The 23839-nt window shown below is 38.2% G+C and carries 23 protein-coding genes; 4 read left to right on the plus strand and 19 right to left on the minus strand.

The window, feature by feature from the left end; all coding sequences use genetic code 11:
* Positions 1–246 precede the first annotated feature (246 nt).
* From H4J59_RS17470 to rpmH, 19 genes are all read right to left on the minus strand, one after another.
* Complete coding sequence (locus H4J59_RS17470) at positions 247–666, minus strand: F0F1 ATP synthase subunit epsilon (RefSeq protein ID WP_182241277.1); 420 nt, start codon at positions 664–666, stop codon at positions 247–249.
* A gap of 46 nt (positions 667–712) precedes the next feature.
* Positions 713–2098 carry a F0F1 ATP synthase subunit beta gene (gene atpD, locus H4J59_RS17475; protein WP_146878249.1) on the minus strand — a complete coding sequence of 462 codons (1386 nt, stop codon included), beginning with the start codon at positions 2096–2098 and terminating at the stop codon, positions 713–715.
* Positions 2099–2156: 58 nt separating this feature from the next.
* Complete coding sequence (atpG, locus tag H4J59_RS17480) at positions 2157–3017, minus strand: F0F1 ATP synthase subunit gamma (RefSeq protein WP_182136223.1); 861 nt, start codon at positions 3015–3017, stop codon at positions 2157–2159.
* Positions 3018–3044: 27 nt separating this feature from the next.
* The gene (gene atpA / locus H4J59_RS17485) at positions 3045–4586 is read right to left on the minus strand and encodes a F0F1 ATP synthase subunit alpha (protein ID WP_182192457.1); all 1542 of its coding nucleotides are present in this window, start codon (positions 4584–4586) and stop codon (positions 3045–3047) included.
* Positions 4587–4599: 13 nt separating this feature from the next.
* Positions 4600–5133, minus strand: coding sequence for a F0F1 ATP synthase subunit delta (gene atpH / locus H4J59_RS17490; protein WP_182241278.1), 534 nt, complete (start codon positions 5131–5133; stop codon positions 4600–4602).
* Between the two features lie 14 nt (positions 5134–5147).
* Positions 5148–5618, minus strand: coding sequence for a F0F1 ATP synthase subunit B (atpF, locus tag H4J59_RS17495; protein WP_182241279.1), 471 nt, complete (start codon positions 5616–5618; stop codon positions 5148–5150).
* A gap of 33 nt (positions 5619–5651) precedes the next feature.
* Positions 5652–5879: a F0F1 ATP synthase subunit C gene (gene atpE, locus H4J59_RS17500; RefSeq protein WP_182192460.1), complete on the minus strand. Its 228-nt coding sequence runs from the start codon at positions 5877–5879 to the stop codon at positions 5652–5654.
* Positions 5880–5926: 47 nt separating this feature from the next.
* Entirely contained in the window at positions 5927–6712 is a 786-nt protein-coding gene (gene atpB / locus H4J59_RS17505) for a F0F1 ATP synthase subunit A (RefSeq protein WP_182241280.1), read from the minus strand.
* 17 nt (positions 6713–6729) lie between these two features.
* On the minus strand, positions 6730–7122 hold the full coding sequence (locus H4J59_RS17510; protein ID WP_310733220.1) for an ATP synthase subunit I: 393 nt from the start codon (positions 7120–7122) through the stop codon (positions 6730–6732).
* Between the two features lie 360 nt (positions 7123–7482).
* Positions 7483–8373: a ParB/RepB/Spo0J family partition protein gene (locus H4J59_RS17515; RefSeq protein WP_182241281.1), complete on the minus strand. Its 891-nt coding sequence runs from the start codon at positions 8371–8373 to the stop codon at positions 7483–7485.
* A gap of 14 nt (positions 8374–8387) precedes the next feature.
* Positions 8388–9188 (minus strand): ParA family protein, encoded by an 801-nt coding sequence (locus H4J59_RS17520; protein ID WP_182241282.1) that lies wholly within the window; start codon positions 9186–9188, stop codon positions 8388–8390.
* A 38-nt stretch (positions 9189–9226) separates the two neighbouring features.
* Positions 9227–9853, minus strand: a complete 627-nt coding sequence (gene rsmG / locus H4J59_RS17525; protein WP_182241283.1) for a 16S rRNA (guanine(527)-N(7))-methyltransferase RsmG — start codon at positions 9851–9853, stop codon at positions 9227–9229.
* A gap of 30 nt (positions 9854–9883) precedes the next feature.
* Positions 9884–11773, minus strand: a complete 1890-nt coding sequence (gene mnmG, locus H4J59_RS17530; protein WP_182241284.1) for a tRNA uridine-5-carboxymethylaminomethyl(34) synthesis enzyme MnmG — start codon at positions 11771–11773, stop codon at positions 9884–9886.
* A 409-nt stretch (positions 11774–12182) separates the two neighbouring features.
* Positions 12183–12626, minus strand: a complete 444-nt coding sequence (gene mioC / locus H4J59_RS17535) for an FMN-binding protein MioC (RefSeq protein WP_182241285.1) — start codon at positions 12624–12626, stop codon at positions 12183–12185.
* Positions 12627–12811: 185 nt separating this feature from the next.
* Entirely contained in the window at positions 12812–14197 is a 1386-nt protein-coding gene (gene mnmE / locus H4J59_RS17540; protein WP_182241286.1) for a tRNA uridine-5-carboxymethylaminomethyl(34) synthesis GTPase MnmE, read from the minus strand.
* 529 nt (positions 14198–14726) lie between these two features.
* A complete protein-coding gene (yidC, locus tag H4J59_RS17545; protein ID WP_182241287.1) occupies positions 14727–16367 on the minus strand; it encodes a membrane protein insertase YidC in 1641 nt (546 codons plus the stop codon).
* A gap of 6 nt (positions 16368–16373) precedes the next feature.
* Positions 16374–16622, minus strand: a complete 249-nt coding sequence (yidD, locus tag H4J59_RS17550) for a membrane protein insertion efficiency factor YidD (protein WP_182186645.1) — start codon at positions 16620–16622, stop codon at positions 16374–16376.
* Positions 16589–16912 (minus strand): ribonuclease P protein component, encoded by a 324-nt coding sequence (gene rnpA, locus H4J59_RS17555; RefSeq protein WP_404852034.1) that lies wholly within the window; start codon positions 16910–16912, stop codon positions 16589–16591. The genes yidD and rnpA overlap by 34 nt, the downstream gene beginning before the upstream one ends.
* Before the next feature lie 74 nt (positions 16913–16986).
* A complete protein-coding gene (gene rpmH, locus H4J59_RS17560) occupies positions 16987–17121 on the minus strand; it encodes a 50S ribosomal protein L34 (RefSeq protein WP_070375296.1) in 135 nt (44 codons plus the stop codon).
* Positions 17122–17600: 479 nt separating this feature from the next.
* On the opposite strand from rpmH, the gene dnaA reads away from it, so the two are divergent.
* Genes dnaA through gyrB form a run of 4 tightly spaced genes read left to right on the plus strand, consistent with a single transcriptional unit; the run spans position 17601 to position 23662 of the window.
* A complete protein-coding gene (dnaA, locus tag H4J59_RS17565; RefSeq protein WP_182241288.1) occupies positions 17601–18962 on the plus strand; it encodes a chromosomal replication initiator protein DnaA in 1362 nt (453 codons plus the stop codon).
* Between the two features lie 28 nt (positions 18963–18990).
* Complete coding sequence (gene dnaN / locus H4J59_RS17570; protein ID WP_182241289.1) at positions 18991–20094, plus strand: DNA polymerase III subunit beta; 1104 nt, start codon at positions 18991–18993, stop codon at positions 20092–20094.
* 15 nt (positions 20095–20109) lie between these two features.
* The gene (recF, locus tag H4J59_RS17575; RefSeq protein WP_182241290.1) at positions 20110–21207 is read left to right on the plus strand and encodes a DNA replication/repair protein RecF; all 1098 of its coding nucleotides are present in this window, start codon (positions 20110–20112) and stop codon (positions 21205–21207) included.
* A 10-nt stretch (positions 21208–21217) separates the two neighbouring features.
* Positions 21218–23662: a DNA topoisomerase (ATP-hydrolyzing) subunit B gene (gene gyrB / locus H4J59_RS17580; protein ID WP_220469874.1), complete on the plus strand. Its 2445-nt coding sequence runs from the start codon at positions 21218–21220 to the stop codon at positions 23660–23662.
* Positions 23663–23839 lie beyond the last annotated feature (177 nt).

Below are 23839 nucleotides of genomic sequence, written 5' to 3' on the forward strand. Positions count from 1 at the left end.
ATAGTTAGATGCCCCCCTATGGCTCTAGCCAATTTTAAATTTTTCTATAATTTTTTTCTTATTTAAGCTAGCAATTTTTGTCTTCAAACAGTGATCTAGGGTTAAAATAATAGTAGGACGGGATGAATTAAGCAGCTAAGTAGAGTAGTCAAGTAAGTATTTTTTCAACAGTAATAAAAAAGCGACTATTTACCGAAGTAAAAGTCGCTTTTTTTTATCACTAAAACTTAATGTTAAACGCGGAGGTTATTTTTTACTTATCGCTTGGATAACACGTAATTTCGCAACAGCACGAGCTAGTTCAGCTGCGGCTTCTGCGTAATCAACATCATTACCATGTTCATTCAAGTGTTTCTCTGCGCGTTCTTTAGCCTGTAGTGCAGCTTGTTCATCTAAATCAGCGCCACGTACCGCGATATCCGCTAATACAGTAACGTTATTTGGTTGAACTTCTAGCATACCGCCAGAAAGATAAATGATTTCTTCATCACCACCTTTTTTAACGATTCTTGCCATACCAGGTTTTAGTGAGGTCAGCAAAGGTGCGTGACCAGGCATAATGCCTAGTTCACCTTCGCTACCTGTGATCTGTAATGATTCAATGCTACCCGAAAATAAACTTTCTTCAGCGCTAACAACATTCAGATTTACAGAAAATAATGCCATGTGACCTCCTAATAGGTGACTAACTTATGTTAATCACCAGCCTTCATTACATGTTTTTAGCTTTTTCAGCTGCTTCTTCAATAGAACCAACCATATAAAAAGCTTGCTCAGGTAAATCATCATACTCACCTGCAAGTAGTCCTTTAAAGCCACTAATTGTGTCTTTAAGTGATACATACTTACCAGGAGAGCCGGTGAATACTTCAGCAACAAAGAACGGTTGAGATAAGAAACGTTGAATCTTACGTGCGCGATTCACCGATAATTTATCTTCTTCAGATAACTCATCCATACCTAATATGGCGATGATATCTTTAAGTTCTTTGTAACGTTGTAATGTTGATTGAACGCCACGAGCTGTTTCATAATGCTCAGCACCAACTACTAACGGGTCTAATTGACGCGAAGTAGAATCTAGTGGGTCAATTGCAGGGTAAATACCTTGCGAAGCAATATCACGACTCAATACAACTGTTGCATCTAAGTGAGCAAAAGTAGTAGCTGGAGAGGGATCAGTCAAATCATCTGCTGGTACGTATACCGCTTGGATTGAAGTGATTGAACCTTTCTTCGTTGAAGTAATACGCTCTTGCAATACGCCCATTTCTTCAGCAAGTGTTGGTTGATAACCAACCGCTGATGGCATACGGCCTAGCAATGCAGATACTTCAGTACCAGCTAAGGTGTAACGGTAAATATTATCAACAAAGAATAATACGTCACGACCTTCATCACGGAATTTTTCAGCCATTGTCAAACCAGTAAAGGCAACACGTAAACGGTTTCCTGGAGGCTCATTCATTTGACCGTAAACAAGTGATACTTTATCAAGTACATTTGAATCGTTCATTTCATGATAGAAATCGTTACCTTCACGAGTACGCTCGCCTACACCAGCAAATACTGAGTAGCCGCTATGCTCGATCGCAATATTACGAATAAGTTCCATCATGTTAACGGTTTTACCAACACCAGCACCACCGAATAAACCTACTTTACCACCCTTAGCGAATGGACAAACTAAATCTATTACTTTGATACCAGTTTCAAGTAGTTCATTTGACAACGCCTGGTCAGCATAGGCTGGCGCTTGACGGTGAATTGACCACTTTTCTTCTTCGCCGATTGGGCCAGCTTCATCGATAGGCTCACCCAATACGTTCATAATGCGACCCAATGTACATACACCTACTGGTACTTGGATGTTATTACCTGTGTTTTCTACGTTCAGACCACGACGCAAACCATCTGATGAACCCATGGCGATAGTACGAACTACACCACCACCTAATTGCTGTTGTACTTCTAGTACTAAGCCTGAAAGGTCACCTTCAGTTACATTTAACGCGTCATATACCTGAGGTACAGCATCTTGTGGAAATTCTACATCCACAACTGCGCCAATGATTTGGACGACTTTACCTGTACTCATGTTTAATCCTCTAATCTTGTGCTCTTATTTACTAATAAAATAAACAAAGAACCTTTGCTTATACCGCTGCTGCACCAGCACAAATTTCACCCAATTCTTGAGTAATACTTGCTTGACGCGCTTTGTTGTATACCAATTGTAAATCATCAATTAGGTCACCCGCATTATCAGTTGCAGATTTCATTGCAACCATACGAGCGGCTTGTTCACATGCGAGGTTTTCAACCACACCTTGATATACTTGAGATTCTGTATAACGTACCAATAAATGTTCAAGTATTGCTTGAGCATCAGGTTCGTATATATAATCCCAGCGATGCTTAATAGCGTCATCATCTGACTTAGGCAAAGGTAAAAGTTGATCGATTGTCGGCTTTTGCGTCATGGTATTAACAAACTTGTTATATACAATGAACAATCTGTCTATCTCACCATTATCATAGGCATTTAGCATAACCTTCACACTACCGATTAAATCGGTTAGCGATGGGCTATCACCTAATCCTGAAATTTGTGAAACAACTTTAGCACCCATATTGTTGAAAAATGACGTAGCTTTAGAACCCACTACGGCAAATTCAACTTCGGCACCAGCTGTTTGGTGTTTACCTGCATCAGCAAGTACTTGTTTAAATAAATTAATATTTAAACCACCACACAAACCACGGTCTGTTGAGACAACGATATAACCTACGCGCTTAGCTTCACGTTCAACCATATATGGATGACGAAATTCTAAATTACCAAGCGCGATGTGACCGATCACATTTCGCATATTTTCAGCGTATGGACGAGAGGCAGCCATGCTTTCTTGCGCTTTACGCATTTTGCTTGCTGCAACCATTTCCATTGCGCTGGTGATCTTCTGTGTATTTTTTACACTTCCGATCTTCGATTTTATCTCTTTACCACCGGCCATGACTATTCTCCGAAAAGGTTAACTAAATTACCAAGTTTGAGTGGCTTTGAAAGCTTCAATCGCTTTCGCTAAACCAGACTCGATATCTTTGTTATAGTCGCCTTTTTCATTGATAGTAGCCATCAACTCAGCGTGATCATTGTTTACGTATAAACGTAATGCATCTTCAAAATCAACAACTTTGTTGATAGCTATATCATTTAAAAAGCCTTTTTCTGCGGCAAATAAAGATACAGCTGTTTCAGCAATTGACAATGGGCTGTATTGCTTTTGCTTCATCAATTCAGTAACGCGTTGACCATGCTCTAGTTGAGCACGTGTAGCGTCATCTAAATCTGAGGCAAATTGAGCAAACGCTGCTAATTCAGCATATTGTGCTAATGCTAAACGAATACCACCACCTAATTTCTTGATGATTTTAGTTTGAGCAGCACCACCAACACGTGACACAGAAATACCAGCGTTAACAGCAGGACGAATACCTGAGTTAAATAGGTTAGATTCTAAGAAAATCTGACCATCGGTAATTGAGATTACGTTAGTAGGTACGAATGCAGATACATCACCCGCTTGCGTTTCAATGATAGGCAAAGCAGTTAAAGAACCTGTTTTACCTTTTACAGCACCATTTGTGAAACGTTCAACGTATGCTTCGTTTACACGAGCAGCACGTTCAAGTAAACGACTGTGAAGATAGAAAACGTCACCTGGGTAAGCTTCACGGCCTGGCGGACGACGTAAAAGTAATGAAATTTGACGATAAGCAACTGCTTGCTTAGACAAATCATCATATACGATTAATGCATCTTCACCACGATCTCGGAAGTATTCACCCATAGTACAGCCAGAATATGCTGACAAGTACTGAAGTGCGGCCGCTTCAGAAGCGCCAGCTACAACAACGATAGTATTATCTAACGCGCCGTGTTCTTCTAATGAGCGAACTAAGTTAGCAACCGTAGAGGCTTTTTGGCCAATAGCTACGTATACACACTTAATACCTGTGTCTTTCTGGTTGATAATTGCATCTAATGCGATTGCAGATTTACCAATTTGACGGTCACCAATGATAAGTTCACGTTGACCACGTCCAATTGGAATCATTGAATCGATTGATTTAATACCTGTTTGTACAGGTTGATCAACAGACTTACGATCGATTACACCTGGTGCTACCATTTCAACTGGTGCAAAACCATCGTTTTCGATAGGTCCTTTACCGTCAATTGGCTCACCCAGTGTGTTAACAACGCGACCTAATAAGCCACGTCCTACTGGTACTTCTAAAATACGACCAGTACATTTTACTTTAACGCCTTCAGCTAGATCCGCATAAGGACCCATAACTACCGCACCGACCGAGTCACGGTCAAGGTTTAAAGCGATAGCAAAGCGATTGCCAGGAAGTTCAATCATCTCACCTTGCATTACGTCTGCAAGACCATGAATACGAATGATACCGTCAGTTACAGAAACGATTGTACCTTCATTACGAGCTTCACTAACTACGTCAAACTGTTCAATACGACTCTTGATCAGTTCAGCGATTTCAGTGGAATTCAGTTGCATACTCTGTTCCCCGTTAGGATTGCATTATTGTTGCTAAGCGGCTCAATTTACCTCGTACTGAACCATCTATTACCATGTCACCAGCTTTTATTACTAAGCCAGAGACTACGTTTGCATCAATATTACAATTAAGTTTTACTTTTCGAGCCAAACGCTTTTCAAGCGCAGCGCATAATGTAGTTTTTTGTTCTGCTGTTAATTCAACAGCAGACGTTACATCCACAGAAACTGTTTTCTCATGTTCCGCTTTTAATTCACGAAACTGAGTAACAACTTGTGGTAGCACCAATAAACGTTGATTTTCAGCCATCACTTTAATTAAGTTTTGGCCATTACTATCGAGTTGAACATCACAGACTTTCAAAAATATGTCTTGTGCTTGTTCTACTGACGCGCCACCAGAAAGATAACTCTTTATAGTAGTGTCGTTAGCAACTTGTGCAGCGAAAACTAGCATTTCTAACCAGTTTTCAACTGTATTCGCTTCGATAGCAAAATCAAACGCCGCTTTAGCGTAGGGACGAGCGATGGTTGTCAATTCAGACATAAGCTCATTTCCCTCTAAAGTTCAGCTACAAGTTTATCTAAAATGTCGCTATGTACAGCGGCATCGATTGAACGCTCAAGAATTCTCTCGGCACCCGCTACAGCAAGAATAGCCACCTGTTGGCGCAATTCTTCTTTAGCTTGGTTACGTTCAGTATCAATTTCTGCATGACCTGAAGCTAAGATTTTATCTTTTTCAGCATGTGCTTTAACTGCAGCTTCTTCAATTATCTGAACTTCACGCTTTTTAGCAGCTTCTACAATGCCTGCCGCTTGCGCTTTAGCTTCTTTTAATTGTGCTGTAGCTTTCTCTTGAGCAAGCTCAAGATCTTTAGCGGCACGGTCTGAAGCAGCAAGTCCGTCAGCAATAGTTGCTTGACGAGCTTCGATGGCAGCCGTAATCGGTGGCCATACAAACTTCATACAAAAAATTACGAATACTACAAATGCAATTAACTCACCGATTAAGGTCATATTAATATTCATTTGCGTACCTCCTATTTAAATTCGCGGTTTTAATTAAGCTGGAACGCCAACAACGAATAATAGGTATAGGCCGATAGCAACACCGATCATAGCAATAGCATCGATAAGACCCGCTACGATGAACATTTTCACTTGAAGTTGCGGTGCAAGTTCAGGTTGACGAGCAGCTGATTCTAAGAATTTGCCACCTAGAAGACCAAAACCAATCGCAGTACCTAAAGCACCAAGACCGATTAGTAGAGCAACAGCGATATATAACATATTTATCTCCGGTTATTTTAAAGTTAAAGTTAAAGTTAAGTTGAAAATTAGTGATCTTCGTGAGCTAAACTAAGATATACAATAGTTAACATCATGAAAATAAACGCTTGTAATGGGATGATTAATAAGTGGAATGCAGCCCATAAAAAGTGTACTGGCAATTGGTATAAACCAATGGTCGCAATGAGTAAAAATATTAACTCACCTGCATATAGGTTACCGAATAAACGTAACGCTAAAGATAAAGGACGAGCTAACATGGTGACCATTTCAAGAATAAAGTTCACTGGATATAAAGACCAATGACCAAAAGGTTGAGTGGTTAATTCTTTGATGAATCCGCCAACACCTTTAATTTTAATTGAATAGTAAATAATTAATATAAACACACCTATTGCTAAAGCAAAGGTCATGTTCGGATCTGTGGTAGGTACTGCTCTCATATACACATTAGACATTTCGATACCTGATACCAAACTAATAATCCAAGGTAATAGATCAACAGGTACCCAATCCATTGAGTTCATCAATAGAACCCAAACAAAAATAGTTAATGCTAGTGGCGCAATTAAAGGATTGTGGCCGTGAAAAGTGCTTTTAACACTATCACCAACAAATTCAACAATCATTTCAACTGCACATTGTAACTTACCGGGAACACCAGTAGTTGCTTTAGCGGCAACAGAACGAAAGATAAAAAGAAATACTAAGCCCAAAAACACCGACCAACCAAGAGTATCCCAATGAACGGTCATAAACCCTTCACCAGTCGACAAATTAGTTAAATGATGTTTGATATAATCTTGGCTGGTTAATTCAGCACTTGCAGACATATTAATGATCCCAATGATTAAAGTTTAAACAAAAATGGTGTTAATAATGGCAAAGCCACTACTAAACAAAAACTGCTGAAAAAAGCTATGGGCTCTATCGCTAAAAACTTAAAGGCTAGCGCAAACAAAATGGCCGTTAATACTATTTTCAATTTTTCGCCACTATAAAAGGCATCTAAGACCTTTTCTGACGATCTTGCTCCGGCATATTTAAATGCTTTATGAGCAAAGAAAAAATTAGGGATTATGCTGATTGCGCCACCACTTAATACTGAGTGTGCAAACGATAGTCCCCAAACAAAATATGTTGCTACACTGCAAAGTAAAACAATGACTATCGAGACTAATATTTGCTTAAAAGCAAATTCTCTTCCTGGCCTAGCTAACTCATTGTGAATAAATAAACTCACTAGAGACTCCTACGATATTTTTCGTAATACTTGCAGTTTTTTAAAGATAATTTCCCATCTCTAAAAAGCCGTCGCAAGTATACTGAATTACAGCACTAATGCAACAAGATAGGCCGCTCATTGGTAACATTTTCTGCAAAATTTGCCACTAAATGAATAAATTACGACTAAGGTATAATCCCAGTACTACTAAGGTGTAATCCGAGATTAAAACATTATTAATGAATTATAAAAGCAAAAGAGAAAACAGCAAATAAATAGCCATTTTTCAGTCGATCAAAAATGGCTATTTAACGGTTTTTATTATTTGGATCTAGGTTAGTAAACCTTGTCAATTTTAGCGGCTCATTTTCAGGTGCGCTAAAAAGAATTAAAGCGTGAGACAATACCATCAAGTTCTGATAGATCACTGTAAGATATTACTAATTTTCCTTTGCCTTGTTTATTGTGATTTATCGCAACATGTGAGCCCAATTTTTCAGATAAGTTTTGCTCTAATGCCTTAGTATTAGGATCTACCGACTTGGTGACTATTTCTTTCGCTGGTTGTTGTAATTTTTTAATTAATGCTTCTGTTTCGCGCACGTTTAATTCTTTCGCTACTACAATACGTGCTGTATTTGTTTGAATGTCATTATCTAAAGCTAATAGTGCTCTAGCATGGCCCATTTCGATATCGCCGTGCTCAAGCAAGGTTTTAACTTCACTGTTAAGATTATTTAAGCGTAATAAGTTACTTACCGCCGTTCTTGACTTGCCAACAGCATCGGCAACTTCTTGATGGGTCAATTCAAACTCAATGAGCAATCGTTCTAATGCGATAGCTTCTTCCATCGCATTTAAGTCTTCACGTTGAATATTTTCTATTAAAGCAATAGCCACTGCCGCTTCATCGGGCACATGTTTTATTAAACAAGGCACAGTATCCAATGCGGCTATTTGAGCTGCACGCCAACGACGTTCACCGGCTATAATTTCATAACTGTGTTCACTAACTGGCCGGACAATAATAGGCTGAATAATACCTTGCGATTTAATGGAGTTAGCTAAGTCATCTAAGGCTTCTGCCGACATATCTTTGCGCGGTTGATACTTACCAGGATGCAATTGTTCTATTGGTAAATTATGTAATTCAGCATTTTTGCTGGGCGTATCTGTTTTATCACCTAGATTACCGGTTAAATCTACTGATGGTTTTGTTAATAAGGCATCAAGACCGCGACCTAGACCTCTGCGTTTAGTTTGACTCATAATATTCCTTATTATTATTCTGTAGTGACTTGCGGTGTAGATGGTGTTTTGGGTTCTGCACGACGTAATATTTCACCCGCCAAGGCAAGATAAGCTTTTGCACCTGTAGATGATTTATCGTAGTACATCACTGGAGCACCAAAACTTGGTGCTTCTGCTAAACGCACATTACGCGGAATAACGGTACGATAAACTTTATCACCAAAATGACGTTTTAATTGCTCAGAAACATCATTCGCTAAACGGTTACGAGGGTCGTACATGGTACGTAAAATACCTTCAATATGGAGTTTACTATTAACGACTGAGGTTAATTGTGAAATGGTATCCATTAAAGCGGTTAAACCTTCTAAAGCATAATACTCACATTGCATCGGCACTAATACCGAATCCGCTGCTGTCATTGCGTTAACCGTCAACATATTTAATGACGGTGGACAATCAATAATAATATAGTCGTAGTCTTGACTTACTTTTGATAAAGCGTTTTTCAGACGATGCTCTCGAGAATAAACCTCCATCAATCTAATTTCAGCTGCAGTTACATCACTATTTGCGGCAATAAGATCATAAATACCCGCTGTATTTCTACAAACTACGTCTTCAAATGGACGCTCTTCAATAAGTAATTCGTAGCATGTTGCTGGAACTTCATATTTATCTATACCGCTACCCATAGTAGCATTACCTTGGGGATCAAGATCGACCAGTAAAACTTTACGTTTAGTTGCCGCAAGCGAAGCAGCAAGATTGACTGAGGTGGTTGTTTTACCGACACCACCTTTTTGATTTGCAACCGCGATTATTTTTCCCACAGGATCCTCAATACTTTTCTGCTCAAGTTTATTATTATTTATGATTTAACTAATTCAATCAAATGGCGTTCGCCGTCTAATTGAGGAACGGCAATAGCATAACTATTTGCAACCGCTATATTACTCGGTAAAGCCGCAATTTCATCACTAGGATAAATACCTTTTAATGCTAAGAATCGGCCGTGTTCAACACTGACTAAATGTTCACACCAAGTTACCATATCGTTTAGCGATGAAAATGCCCGACTTAATACGCCATCAAAAAGGTGCTCTGGGCGATATTGTTCAACACGTGATTTAACGGGTGTGACATTATTAAGCTTTAATTGGAAAACGACTTGCCTTAAAAAGGTAATTCTTTTGCCTAAACTGTCTAATAATACAAAATTACGCTCAGGATACAAGATAGCAAGCGGAATGCCTGGTAAACCTGGCCCAGTGCCAACATCAATAAATGACTGACCTTTAAGATGCGGACCCACCATCAAACTATCCATGATGTGTTTTATCATCATATCTTTAGGATCGCGTACTGAGGTTAGATTGTAGGCTTTATTCCATTTGTTTAATAATTCAACGTACTGGATAATTAAAGAAATTTGCTCTATTGAAACCTCAAGCGAGGTTTCCTTGATCAGAGCAACAAGTTGGTCAGATAATGTCATAAGGTGGAATCTTTCGTTTATGCTGACTATTTAAGCACTTTTGCGTAATAAGCCATGTTTTTTCAGATAAACTAATAATAACGAAATTGCTGCTGGAGTAATACCAGAAATACGCGATGCTTTACCAATAGTTTCAGGGCGCGCGTCTGAAAGCTTTGCAACAACCTCATTTGACAAGCCTGATATCTGGCTAAAATCGTAGTCTACTGGGATTAATGTGTTTTCATGGCGCTTCTTTTTCGCTATTTCATCCAGTTGTCGGTCAATATAACCGGCATACTTTATTTGAATTTCAATTTGCTCTGCAGCTTGTTTGTCTGCGAGTTTAGGTCCAAGACCTTCAATAGCGACTAGATCGTCATATCGAACTTCTGGACGTCGCAGCAGATCTTCTAAATTGTTCTCGCGACTTAAAGGCGTTTTCAATAAGGTATTCACTTGATCAACGGCTGGATGATCCTTTTGTAACCACGTTGAACGTAAACGTTGACGTTCAAGCTCAACATTTTCCATTTTCTCATTAAATCGTTGCCAACGTTGATCGTCAACCAAACCTAAAGCACGACCTTTTTCTGTTAAGCGTATATCAGCATTATCTTCGCGTAACAATAAGCGATACTCAGCTCGTGAGGTGAACATACGATAAGGTTCTTTGGTGCCTAAGGTGGCTAGGTCATCAATTAGCACGCCCATGTAAGCTTGATCTCTGGTTAGTACGAGTTCTTCTTTGCCTTGCACTCTCGCCGCGGCATTAGTTGCTGCAACAAGCCCTTGAGCACCTGCTTCTTCATAACCGGTAGTGCCATTAATTTGGCCAGCAAAATAAAGGTTTTCAACAAATTTACTTTCTAGCGTTTGCTTTAAATCGCGAGGATCGAAAAAGTCATATTCGATCGCATAACCTGGTCGAGTGATATGGGCGTTTTCAAAACCTTTGATCGATCTAACAAGATCCATTTGCACATCAAATGGTAAACTAGTAGAAATACCATTGGGATAAATTTCATGGGTATTTAAGCCTTCAGGCTCGACAAATATTTGATGACTGTCTTTATCGGCAAAACGGTGTATTTTGTCTTCAATTGATGGGCAATAACGTGGTCCAACGCCTTCAATAACACCGGTATACATGGGTGAGCGGTCTAAACCAGATTTAATAATATCATGGGTTTTTTGATTGGTATGGGTAATAAAACATGAAACTTGTCTTGGATGATCCTCTCCTGAACCCATGTAAGAAAATACCGGTCTAGGATCGTCACCTGGTTGTTCTGCCATAACAGAAAAATCAAGGGTTCTGCCGTCTAAGCGTGGCGGTGTTCCCGTTTTTAAGCGATCAATTCTAAAGGGCATATCACGTAAACGATCCGCAAGGTTTACACTGGCGGGATCACCGGCTCTTCCGCCTTGATAATTATTTAGACCAATATGGATCTGGCCTGCTAGAAAAGTACCAACCGTTAGCACAACGCTTTTAGCTTTAAATTTCAAACCCATTTGAGTAGAAACACCTACGATCTTATTATTTTCTAGAATAAGATCGTCACAGGGTTGTTGAAATATAGTTAAATTTTCTTGGTTTTCTAGATAGTTTCGGACAAAGTTCCGATATAAATTTCTATCAGCTTGTATCCGAGTAGCCCTTACAGCAGGGCCTTTGCTGGCATTTAAGGTTCTAAATTGTATTGCAGCATGGTCAGCTGCGGTTGCCATTATGCCACCGAGGGCGTCAATTTCTTTAACCAAATGACCTTTGCCAATCCCACCTATCGCTGGGTTGCAGGACATTTGACCAAGGGTGTCAATGTTATGGGTTAACAATAATGTTTTACAGCCCATGCGAGCTGCTGCAAGTGACGCTTCTGTTCCAGCATGACCGCCACCAACAACAATTACGTCATAAGACTCTTGATACCACATAAATTACTGACCTTAGTTTTTGCTATTTAATTTTTAAGAGCGGTATTTTAGCGCCTTTTTCGCCTCAGGGGAATGATCTAATTTCGGAAAAGATCTAAGCTTGATCCTTAAGTAATATATAAAGATCTCTTTAAAGATCTTATTATTATTACTTATTAAGGTCGCCTTTTTCTGTTGATAAGTCGTTTTTATTGATATAAAACAATATATTAATAGTCATGTATTCTTGTGATCAAGCTTTGATCAAGTCACTTATAAGCTCTGATCAAAACAGCTACTTATCCACAGGGAGATTTAATTCCATTTCTATACACTGAATAATAATAGAAAATTAATAGCTTTTACCCAGAGTTATCCACAGTAGGCTTTTTGCTGGGCTATAATTGTTAATAACTTATGGGTAAGTTGGTTATAAATGATCTTTATTTTCATATAACCAAGTTTGAGATCGTTCTTCTGGATCTATATCTTGACTCATATCTAGTGTGATCAAAGGTAGTTTTTCATTACAACCTTTTGATAATAATAGTTTATTTATATTTTTTGCTGCGTAGCAAAAAGTATCATAATTTGAATCACCCAGACCGATCGTTATAAACTTAACTGAGGATAGATCTTGATCGCTATTTTTAAGATCTGTCACGAATGCTTGAATATTATCGGGATAGTCGCCAGCACCATGTGTCGAGGTACAAATTAACCAAGTTTGTTTTTCGCTTAATATTTGTGCAAAATCAGGTTGCAAATGTAGTTCAACTTGATGACCGAGCGCGGTTAATGTTTCTTCACAGGCTTCTGCGACATATTCTGAGCCGCCTAACATACTGCCAACAATGACTTGAAATGAGCTCATTTACTCTTCCTATTAAAGTGCTTTATCTTGTTTTATATTAAATTTTTTATATGTTTTTTATATATTATAAAGTTACAAATAACACATTATTACAATTAAAAAAATATTGAAATATCAAAATAGTTATCATAATTAAATAAAAAATAAAAAATTTACTTGGGAATAAAGATGCATAATCCCATTAGTTATTTACCAATACAAAAGGATGAAAATATTTCACTTAATAAATCATCATTGGTAAATTCACCGGTGATCTTATTGAGTTCTTGCTGACAAAAACGTAGTTCTTCAGCCAGAATTTCACCCGCAACATATGATTCAAGTTGCTCTAAGCCAATAATTAAGTGTTGGTGGGCTTGTTCAAGAGCGACCAAGTGACGTCGTCTGGCCATAAAACCTCCTTCGGTGCTACCTTGGTAACCCATGATATGTTTTAGGTGCTCAGTTAGCTCTGTAACGCCTGCACCTGTTTTGGCCGACAAGGTTATTGTCGGTGTGGCATTGAGTTCACTATAACCGGTTTTTACAGGGTTAATATCAGCTTTGTTTCTAATAATAGTTAAGCCGATATTAACAGGTAACTTTTCAAAAAACTCTGGCCATGCTGCTTTTGGATCCTCGGTTTCATCTTGTGCAGAGTCAATCATTAGCAAGACACGGTCAGCTTGTTTGATCTCTCGCCAAGCCCTTTCAATACCTATTTTCTCTACTTCATCGACACTTTCTCTTAACCCTGCTGTATCAATAATATGTAGTGGCATACCATCAATGTGTATTTGTTCAGATAATACATCACGCGTGGTGCCTTCAATGTCAGTGACTATGGCGCTTTCTTTACCACTAAGAGCATTAAGTAAGCTTGACTTACCGGCGTTAGGTCGACCGGCAATAACCACCCGCATGCCTTCACGAATAATACTGCCTTGCTGTGCTTTATTTTTTACCTCTGCGACTTGGGTAATGATGGCCTTTAAGTCATTGAGCACTTTTTTGTCGGCAAGAAAATCTATTTCTTCTTCTGGAAAGTCTATCGCAGCTTCCACATACATACGTAAATGTATAGTGTCGTTTACCATCTGATGGACCAGTTTAGAAAAATCGCCTTGTAACGAATGTAAAGCACAGCGGGCAGCTTGTTCTGAGCTTGAATTAATTAAATCTGCTATAGCTTCTGCTTGGGTTAAATCAAGTTTATCATTAAGAAATGCTTGTTCACTAAACTCACCAGGGCCGGCCATGCGCACCTTAGGTAGCGTTAAAATCTCTTTGAGCAGCATGTCTAAAATAACTGGGCCTCCGTGGCCCTGCAGTTCTAGAATATCTTCACCGGTAAAGGAATTAGGGCCTTTAAAATACAGCGCTATACCCTGGTCTAGTGCTTGGCCTTTATGATCTTTAAAGGTTAAATATTCGGCTTTGCGCAATTCAGGCACTTTACCTAATATGGCTTGAGCGACATTTTTAACTTCAGGCCCTGAAACCCTGATGATACCAACACCACCTCTGCCTGGAGCTGTAGCTTGTGCTGCTATGGTTTCTTTTTGGCCTGATGTAAAAGCTAGGTCGGTCATGTTAGTTTCTCAGTTAACGGTTTAGGCTTTAATTAACGATATTATAAAGCCTTAATTACCGGCTGCAAATGTACACTGAGCTATTGTGCAATTTATTCTGCTTTGAACGGCATAAGCGCTTGATATCAGTCTTGGTATCGGTGAATAGTGCCTAGTTAATGTTATTTATCGTATGTGGTCTTCTATAATCGGCATTACTGTTTTCGGTGTGTTATTTACAGGGAGGAAACAATGAGAAAAGAAGGAGGGATAACTAAGCTCACTATTTTATGGAAAACTAAAGTCATCTGAGCACTGTCATTCATTCAAATATACTTCAAGGTTTTGATAAAAAGTTAAATATCAAAAAACGCCACGTGTTTAGCGCTTTTACTTAGCTTTAAAGTAACTAGATAATTAATAAAATTGCGCTAACTATACATCCTCGTTAATTATTTTTTCAAAATATTCAAGCAAAGTTTAATAACCTCAAATTTAAGTTATAAAAAAAGGTAGCCTGAGCTACCTTTTTAGTCGATAAGAAATAACCTTATTTGGCTTTTTCTTTCTCTTTGGCCTTTTCGATGCCCGAGAATATTATCTTCATTTGTACAATTGAAATAATGTTACTGACTAACCAGTAAAGTACTAAGCCTGATGGGAACCAGAAAAAGAATACCGTAAACATGACTGGCATATACTGCATTATTTTTTGTTGCATAGGATCTTGCACTGTCATTGGCTGCATTTTTTGCATAATGAACATACTGATACCCATTAATACCGGCAAGATGTAGAAGGGGTCCTGTGCTGATAGATCCTGTATCCACAACATAAAGGGTGCATGACGTAATTCAACACTTTCCAAAAATACCCAGTATAGTGCTAGGAAAATAGGCATTTGAATAATTAAGGGTAAACAACCACCAGCAGGATTTACTTTTTCTTTACGATAAAGTTCCATCATGGCTTGCGACATTTTTTGTTTGTCATCGCCTAAACGCTCTTTTAGCTGCGCCATTTTAGGTTGTAGTGCTCGCATCTTAGCCATTGAGGTATATTGCGCTTTCGTTAATGGATACATACCACCTTTAACGATAAGAGTAATGATAATTATCGCTACACCCCAGTTAATCACAACAGATTGAATTTTGATAAGCAACCAGAATAATGGCTGGCTGATCATGAATAAAAATCCGTAATCAATTGTTAGATCAAGGTTATCTTCAATACTTTCTAATACATCTTGGTCTTTTGGACCGACATAAAAAATTGCTGACGTGGTTGCTGTGCTGTTAGGCTCAATCGTTATTGCTGGAGCTTTAAAGCCGATCACTGCGTCTTTGTTATTAGCGTATCTTGTATATAATTGATTATCTGAGGTTTTTTCTGGTACCCAAGATGATACAAAATAGTGTTGCAACATAGCAACCCAACCACCTTGAGTCGAAACATTCAGGTTAGCTTCTGCGATATCATCAAAGTCATATTTTTCGTATATATCTTCAGTTGTTGAATAGGCAGCACCGACATAAGTTGGAATTAAACCGCTTGAGCTATCAATTAAAGTGGTTTGCTTTAATTGTGCATACATTTGCACGCTTGCAGGGCTTGTAGCGTTATTGGCAATGATATATTCAACATTAATGGCATAGCTGTCGTCATTGAGCGTGAATCGCTTAGTAACAGACAAACCGGCGTCATCAAGATAATTTAAATCAATTACTAGCGGCTCACCAGGGTTTGCTTGATAAGAAGTGGCTGATGTTTGATAAATAGGTCGACCAGGAATAACACGGTCTAAACCTTGTGCGCCAGTTAAACCACTTTGCGCTACATAGCGGTCACGGTCGTTGCGCAATATAGTAAAGGGTATGCCATTACCTTGTTCGGTATCGAACTTAAGTAATTTAGCTTCAACAATGTCGCCGCCGTTAGTATCAATTTTTAGTGATAAAACATCATTTTTTACTGAAATTAGTGTGGCACTAACTTCTTTTGTTTCATTGCTGATAGACGTTGCTGTAGCTGATGACTCAGGAACAAATTCGCCGTTACTAGTACTTGGCGTTGTTTGTTGAGTTACTGCTGGTTGCTCAAGAATTGGAGCTTTGTCTGTTTGCCATTGGTTAAATAGCAAATAGGTAACAACCATAAGCGCAATAAAAAGAAAACTGCGTTGGGATTCCATAATGTCTTATTTCTCTTTTTTTGATAGTGGCACGGGATCAAGTCCTCCCGCATTGAGTGGGTGGCATCTTAGTATACGTTTGCCTGCTAACCAACAACCTTTTATCACACCAAAGCGATTAATTGCTTCTATCGCGTAAAAAGAGCATGTTGGATTAAATCTACAATGGGGTCCAAGTAATGGGCTAAGCCAGCGCTGGTAGGCTTTTACTAGTGTAATAGCTACTTTTTGTGGCGTTGAATTATTTTTCGCCATATTTTTTCCAATTGCTGATTAATTTCTTTATTTTCGAGCTTGTCAGTGCCAGATTTTACCATAACGACTATATCGACAAAGGGAAGGTTATGTTGATTTAAACGGAAGCTCTCGCGAATTTGTCGTTTGATACGATTTCGTTGAACAGCTAGTTTAACGCGTTTTTTAGCAATGGCTAGACCGAGACGGTTATTACTATCAGAATTTGGAGTGACGAGTATGGTGATGTGGCTAGAGCCAAAACGAAGAGGTTTGGCGAATACAGCTTGAAATTGACCGGGAGTCAACAAACGTGACTCCCGATTAAATTCATAAGTAACCATAGCGGTCACTGTTCTTTTAACTTAAGTTTCAAGTTGAAAGATTAAGCACTAAGGCTTTTACGGCCTTTAGCACGACGACGTGAAATTACAGCACGTCCGTTTTTCGTAGCCATACGAGCACGGAAGCCATGGTTGCGCTTACGTTTTAATACACTAGGTTGAAATGTTCTTTTCATTACGCTAATCCGTCTGTTGTTGTTGCCCTGGCAAAACAGCCTTCATGAGCACACTGGGTCTAAAAATGAAGCGAAATTCTATATAGAGAACGAAACTTTGTCAATGCTTATTCACTAGCTATTTTTAAATGATCGTCTATGGATCGTCCGGATCACAAATATATCCACAGTTTTATCACAATTTAGCTTTTTCGCTGCAAGTAACTTGGCCATATTCAGTAATAATTAAATAGTATATTGAAATATTTTTTAACACTAATTTGCAATTAAAAATAGGCAGGAAGCCTAATTTAACTGAGTTTCCTAAAAATAACTGAAAATAAAAGCCATTTATTGAAAAGTCAATATTGATGTTGTGGATAACTATAGAGATAATAGGGTAATTATAAAAATTAATTTTTTTACTCTTCTGCCTTTTTACCAGCAATTTTTATCGGTTATTAAACGCAGGGAGAATAATATTTATCAGGAGTTGGTTGTTGGATCATACACTTTGGCAAAAATGTTTATCTGTTCTTCAAGAAGAATTGCCCGCACAACAATTTAGTATGTGGATACGTCCGCTACAATGCGTGGTCACAGACAATATTATGACGTTATATGCGCCAAACCGCTTTGTTTTGGACTGGGTTAGAGATAAGTATGTTAATCGCATTAATGAACTTGTGGGAATGCAAGACAGTGCAAACCCGCCATTATTGCGTTTTGATGTGGGTAGTATCCCAGCACAAAAGACTAATGTCCAAAATAGTATTAACCAATTGCAACCCAATATTCGAACGCCAAATAGAGATACTCCACCACCAGAAAGTAATTTACCAAAAACAACCAATATCAGAGTTAAATATACCTTTGATAATTTTGTTGAAGGTAAATCAAATCAATTGGCCCGCGCTGCGGCGTCACAAGTGGCTGATAATCCAGGCGCGGCTTATAACCCTTTATTTATTTATGGTGGTACAGGCCTAGGTAAAACACATTTACTGCATGCGGTCGGTAATGGTATTTTACTTAATAAACCCAATGCAAAAATTGCCTACATGCATTCAGAGCGGTTTGTGCAAGATATGGTGCGAGCGTTACAAAACAACGCTATGGAAAAATTTAAACAATATTACCGTTCAGTTGATGCTTTGCTTATTGATGATATTCAATTTTTTGCCGGTAAAGATCGTACGCAAGAAGAGTTTTTTCATACTTTTAATGCCTTACTTGAAGGTAATCAACAAATAATTTTGACCAGTGATCGCTATCCAAAAGAAGTGGATGTTGAAGATCGTTTAAAATCGCGCTTTGGTTGGGGGTTAACCATCGCCATTGAACCACCAGAATTAGAAACTCGTGTCGCCATATTAAAACGCAAAGCACAAGAAAGTCATATCAATTTAGCCGACGAAGTTGCCTTTTTTATTGCTAAACGTTTGCGCTCAAATGTTCGTGAATTAGAAGGCGCTTTGAATAGGGTAATAGCAAATGCTAACTTTACGGGGCGAGCCATCACGATTGATTTTGTTAGAGAGGCTTTGCGCGACTTATTAGCTTTACAAGACAAGCTGGTCACTATTGATAATATCCAGCGTACGGTTGCAGAATATTATAAGATTAAGGTAGCAGATTTACTGTCTAAACGAAGAAATCGCTCAGTAGCTAGACCGCGTCAAATTGCCATGGCATTATCTAAAGAGTTAACAAACCATAGTTTACCTGAAATTGGTGATGCCTTTGGTGGTCGTGATCATACGACTGTATTACATGCCTGTCGTAAGGTAAAATCTTTACGTGAAGAGTCTCATGATATTAAAGAAGATTATTCAAATTTAACCAGAACATTGTCATCATAATAATAAGTAAGTTACAAGTGAGTCAGAAATGAAATTTTCATTGAGTAGAGAATTACTGCTGAAACCTTTGTTATTGGTTTCTGGTGCTGTAGAGCGAAAAAGTACGTTACCTATTTTAGGCAATATACTCTTTGATGTAAGTGGGCAGTCACTTACATTAACAGCTACTGATTTAGAGCTGGAGATGGTTGCTTATGCAAGTGTAGATAATCAAGCAGAAGATGGAAAAGTTACCATTCCTGCTCGTAAGTTACTTGATATTTGTAAAAGTTTACCCGATGATTCTATGCTGACCTTTGAATCTGATAACGATGTGATAAAAATTAGCACAGGTCGTAGTAAGTATTCACTTTCAACCTTACCAGCCAGTGACTTTCCTAACATTGAACAATGGCAAGGTGACGTAGAATTTAGTTTATTAAAGTCTGAATTGTTACGCTTAATTGAAAGCACCCATTTTTCAATGGCAAACCAAGACGTGCGCTATTATCTCAATGGTATGTCGATAGAAACAGAAGGTCACGAAATACGCTCTGTTGCTACCGACGGCCACCGTTTAGCTATCTGCAAAATATCTAACCAAGCGCTTGAACTTCCGGCTCGACAAGTGATTGTACCGCGCAAAGGTATTTTAGAGATTATTCGTTTACTCGACCCAGTTGATGAAGGTGTGCAGGTTTTTCTAGGCTCTAATCACATACGTATTATTGATAGCGAATTTTCATTTACCAGTAAACTGGTTGATGGCCGCTTTCCTGACTATCGCCGTGTATTACCACGTAACGGTGATAAAATTCTTAATGCCAATAAAGATGTACTTAGGCAAGTACTGTCTCGTGCTTCTATTTTATCTAACGAGAAATTTAAAGGCGTTCGTCTTAATTTTGGTCGTACAGAGCTAAAGATAACTGCGAACAACCCTGAGCAAGAACAAGCTGAAGAGGTGATTGAAATTGACTTTCCTTATGAGGAAGTTGAAATCGGTTTTAATGTTAGCTATGTTTTAGACGTACTCAATGCTATTAAAGAAAATGATGTTAAATTTACCTTAGCTGATGCTAACAGTAGTGTGGTTATTGAAGGTGGAGAATCTGGAGAAGCTTTGTATGTTGTTATGCCAATGCGCCTGTAACAACGACCTATTATAATGAGTATTGGCAAATTAATTATTCAAGATTTACGAAATATTGAAAGTGTATCGGTTGAATTACATCCAGATCTCAATTTTATTATCGGTGATAATGGTAGTGGTAAAAGTAGTATATTAGAGGCTATTTTCTATTTGGGGCACGGAAAGTCATTTCGTAGTTCAAAAGTAGAAAACTTGCTTCAGCATACTAAGCGAAGTTTTACTGTCAGTGCTAAAACTCATAAAGATTGCCAGATGGGTGTACGAAAACTTTTTAATGGACAAAGTACAGCTCATACTGAAATACGCATAAATGGTGAAAAAGAAAGAAAGTTCTCTGTGCTAGCCAAAAATATCGCTGTGCAAGTAATCACGCCAGAAAGTTTTAAAATATTTTTTGGTGGCCCAAAGCAGAGAAGAAGATTTATTGATTTAGGATTGTTTCACGTGAAACATTCATTTTCAGATCATTGGAGAGAATTTTCACGAATCCTTAAACAGCGTAATGCCTGTTTACGCAGTAAAACTTCGGGTAGCACGTTAAACTATTGGACCGATGTCTTTATTGATAGCTCGCAAATAATAGCTAATTTACGAGCCAGTTATGTTGAAGAGCTGACTAATGAATTAAGTTATTGGTTGAAAATAATGTTACCTTCAGTATCAGATGATATTGTTATTCAATATTTACAAGGCTGGAATAGTAAGAAAAATTTGTACGATGTTTTACAACAATATAAAGAAAAAGAATTAGCTTATGGTTATAGCTTATTTGGCGCACAAAAATTTGATGTTCGTTTTTTATTAAGAGGTGCATCAGTCGATAACCAATTGTCACGTGGGCAACAGAAGTTGTTTTTACTGGCGTTAACTTTTGCTCAAGCAAAACTAATAGAAAGAGTTAATCTAGTAAAACCAATTTTATTAATTGATGATGTAGGTGCAGAATTAGACATTCACTCTAGAGCGTTATTAAATAATGCAATAGCAGGAATTGAATGTCAGGTAATTGTAACCGCAATAGATAAAACAGCAGTGGAACAACTCGTTCCACAGAAAGAAAACTATAAAATGTTTCACGTGAAACATGGCAAACTATCAGTAATGAGTGAGTAGGCTACAAGCTATGACAATAGAAAATGAATATGACTCGGCTAGTATAAAAGTACTAAAAGGCTTAGATGCAGTTCGTAAAAGACCAGGGATGTATATAGGTGATACCGATGATGGCACAGGCCTTCATCACATGGTATTTGAGGTGTTGGATAACTCAATTGATGAAGCTCTTGCAGGTCACTGTACTGATATTATTGTTAAAATTCACTTAGATGGCTCGGTATCTGTAAAGGATGACGGTCGTGGAATTCCAACAGAAATTCATCCAGAAGAAGGTATTTCTGCCGCTGAAGTTATCATGACAGTATTGCATGCTGGTGGTAAGTTCGGTGGTGAAGACTCAGGCTATAAAGTTTCGGGTGGTTTACACGGTGTTGGTATTTCAGTAGTAAATGCCCTCAGTAGTAAATTGAAACTAAATATTCGTCGAGCGGGTAAGTTATTCGAACAATTTTATCACCACGGCATACCACAAGAGCCTATGAAACAGGTTGGCGAAAGTGATAAAACGGGGACAGAAGTCAGATTTTGGCCTAGTGAAGAGACCTTCACCGATGTGCTATTTCACTATGACTTACTGGTAAAAAGAATTCGTGAATTATCATTTTTGAATTCAGGTATATCAATTAGACTTATTGATGAACGTGAAGAAGGTAAGTCAGATCACTTTCAATTTGATGGTGGTATTCAAGCCTTTGTTGATTATTTAAATACCAATAAAACGCCAGTTAATGAAGAGATTTTTTACTTCGATTTAGAACGAGAAGATGGCATTGTAGTTGAAGTGGCAATGCAGTGGAACGATGGCTTCCAAGAAAGTATTCATTGCTTCACTAATAATATTCCACAACGCGACGGTGGTACTCACTTAAGTGGTTTTCGTACCGCATTAACTCGTACGCTTAATAGCTACATGGTTAAAGAAGGTTTAAACAAAACTAAAAAAGGTGGCAGTACTGAAACCAGTGCCTCTGGTGATGACGCTCGTGAAGGTTTAACGGCGGTAATTTCAGTTAAAGTACCTGATCCTAAGTTCTCTTCTCAAACGAAAGATAAACTTGTTTCTTCTGAAGTTAAAACCGCAGTAGAACAAGCTATGGGCGAAAAATTAGGTGAATACCTATTAGAAAAGCCTTCAGTTGCTCGCACTATCATAATGAAAATTGTTGATGCCGCTCGTGCTCGTGAAGCGGCGCGTAAAGCAAGAGAAATGACTCGCCGCAAAGGGGTGTTAGATATTGCAGGTTTACCGGGCAAGTTAGCTGATTGTCAGGAAAAAGATCCAGCACTATCTGAACTCTACATTGTGGAAGGGGACTCTGCTGGTGGCTCTGCTAAGCAGGGAAGAAACCGCAAAAATCAGGCTATATTGCCATTGAAAGGTAAAATTCTTAACGTAGAAAAAGCGCGTTTTGATAAAATGATATCTTCTCAAGAAGTTGGTACGTTAATCACAGCGTTAGGTTGTGGTATTGGTCGTGATGAATATAATCCAGAAAAACTGCGTTATCACAGTATTATCATTATGACCGATGCTGATGTCGATGGTTCACACATCCGAACATTATTACTGACATTTTTCTATCGTCAAATGCCTGAAATAATGGAACGTGGCTATATTTATATTGCTCAACCACCACTTTATAAAGTGAAAAAAGGTAAGCAAGAACGTTACATCAAAGATGAAAATGGCTTAGTTGAGTATTTAACATCACTGGCGTTAGAGAATGCAGAAATTCATGTTAACGAATCTGCACCGGCTTTATCAGGCTTATCTTTAGAAAATTTAGTCAAACAGTTCCGTAAAACTCATGAAACTATTAAGCGCGTATCGCGTTTAATTCCTGCTGATATTCTAGAGAAGATGATCTACGGTGAACTAATTAGCACTGAAGAATTTAAAACTAAAGCCAACGTTGAGTCTTGGACCGCTGATCTACTAAAACAGCTTTCTGAGCAAGATGGTAATGGCTCTATCTATACTGTTGAAGTTAAGCATGACCAAGAACGCGATGTTTATTACCCAAGCTTTAATGTCCGTAAACATGGTATTGATACGGTTTATGATTGTGACTATGAATTTTTTGACTCAAAAGAGTTTGCCTCAATTCAAAGTCTAAATAAAGCAGTGAATGGCTTAATGGAAGAAGGTGCTTACGTTAAACGTGGCGAAAAAATTAAGCAAATAACTGAGTTTGACGAAGCATTAAATTGGTTAATGGCTGAATCTAAACGTGGCCAATATATTCAACGTTATAAAGGTCTAGGTGAAATGAATCCCAATCAATTATGGGAAACTACCATGGATCCAGATTCACGCAGAATGTTACAGGTAACTATTGAAGACGCTATTGCAGCTGATCAATTGTTTACTACCCTGATGGGTGATCATGTTGAACCGCGTAGACACTTCATTGAAGAAAACGCGCTTAAAGTAGCTAACCTAGATGTTTAGCCTTTAAACTGTAGAGATAATAATGCCCGATCATCAAATCGGGCATTTTTGTTTCTAAGCAGGTATTTATAGATAAAAAATAGCTAACATCTAGTGCTAATATTTAGTAATACCATTGATTAATTATCTGCTTATCCTTAATGCTTAAAATGGCTAAATACAGGGTTATAAATTTAT

The sequence above is a fragment of the Colwellia sp. MB02u-10 genome, assembly GCF_014077185.1.
Lineage (GTDB): Bacteria > Pseudomonadota > Gammaproteobacteria > Enterobacterales > Alteromonadaceae > Cognaticolwellia.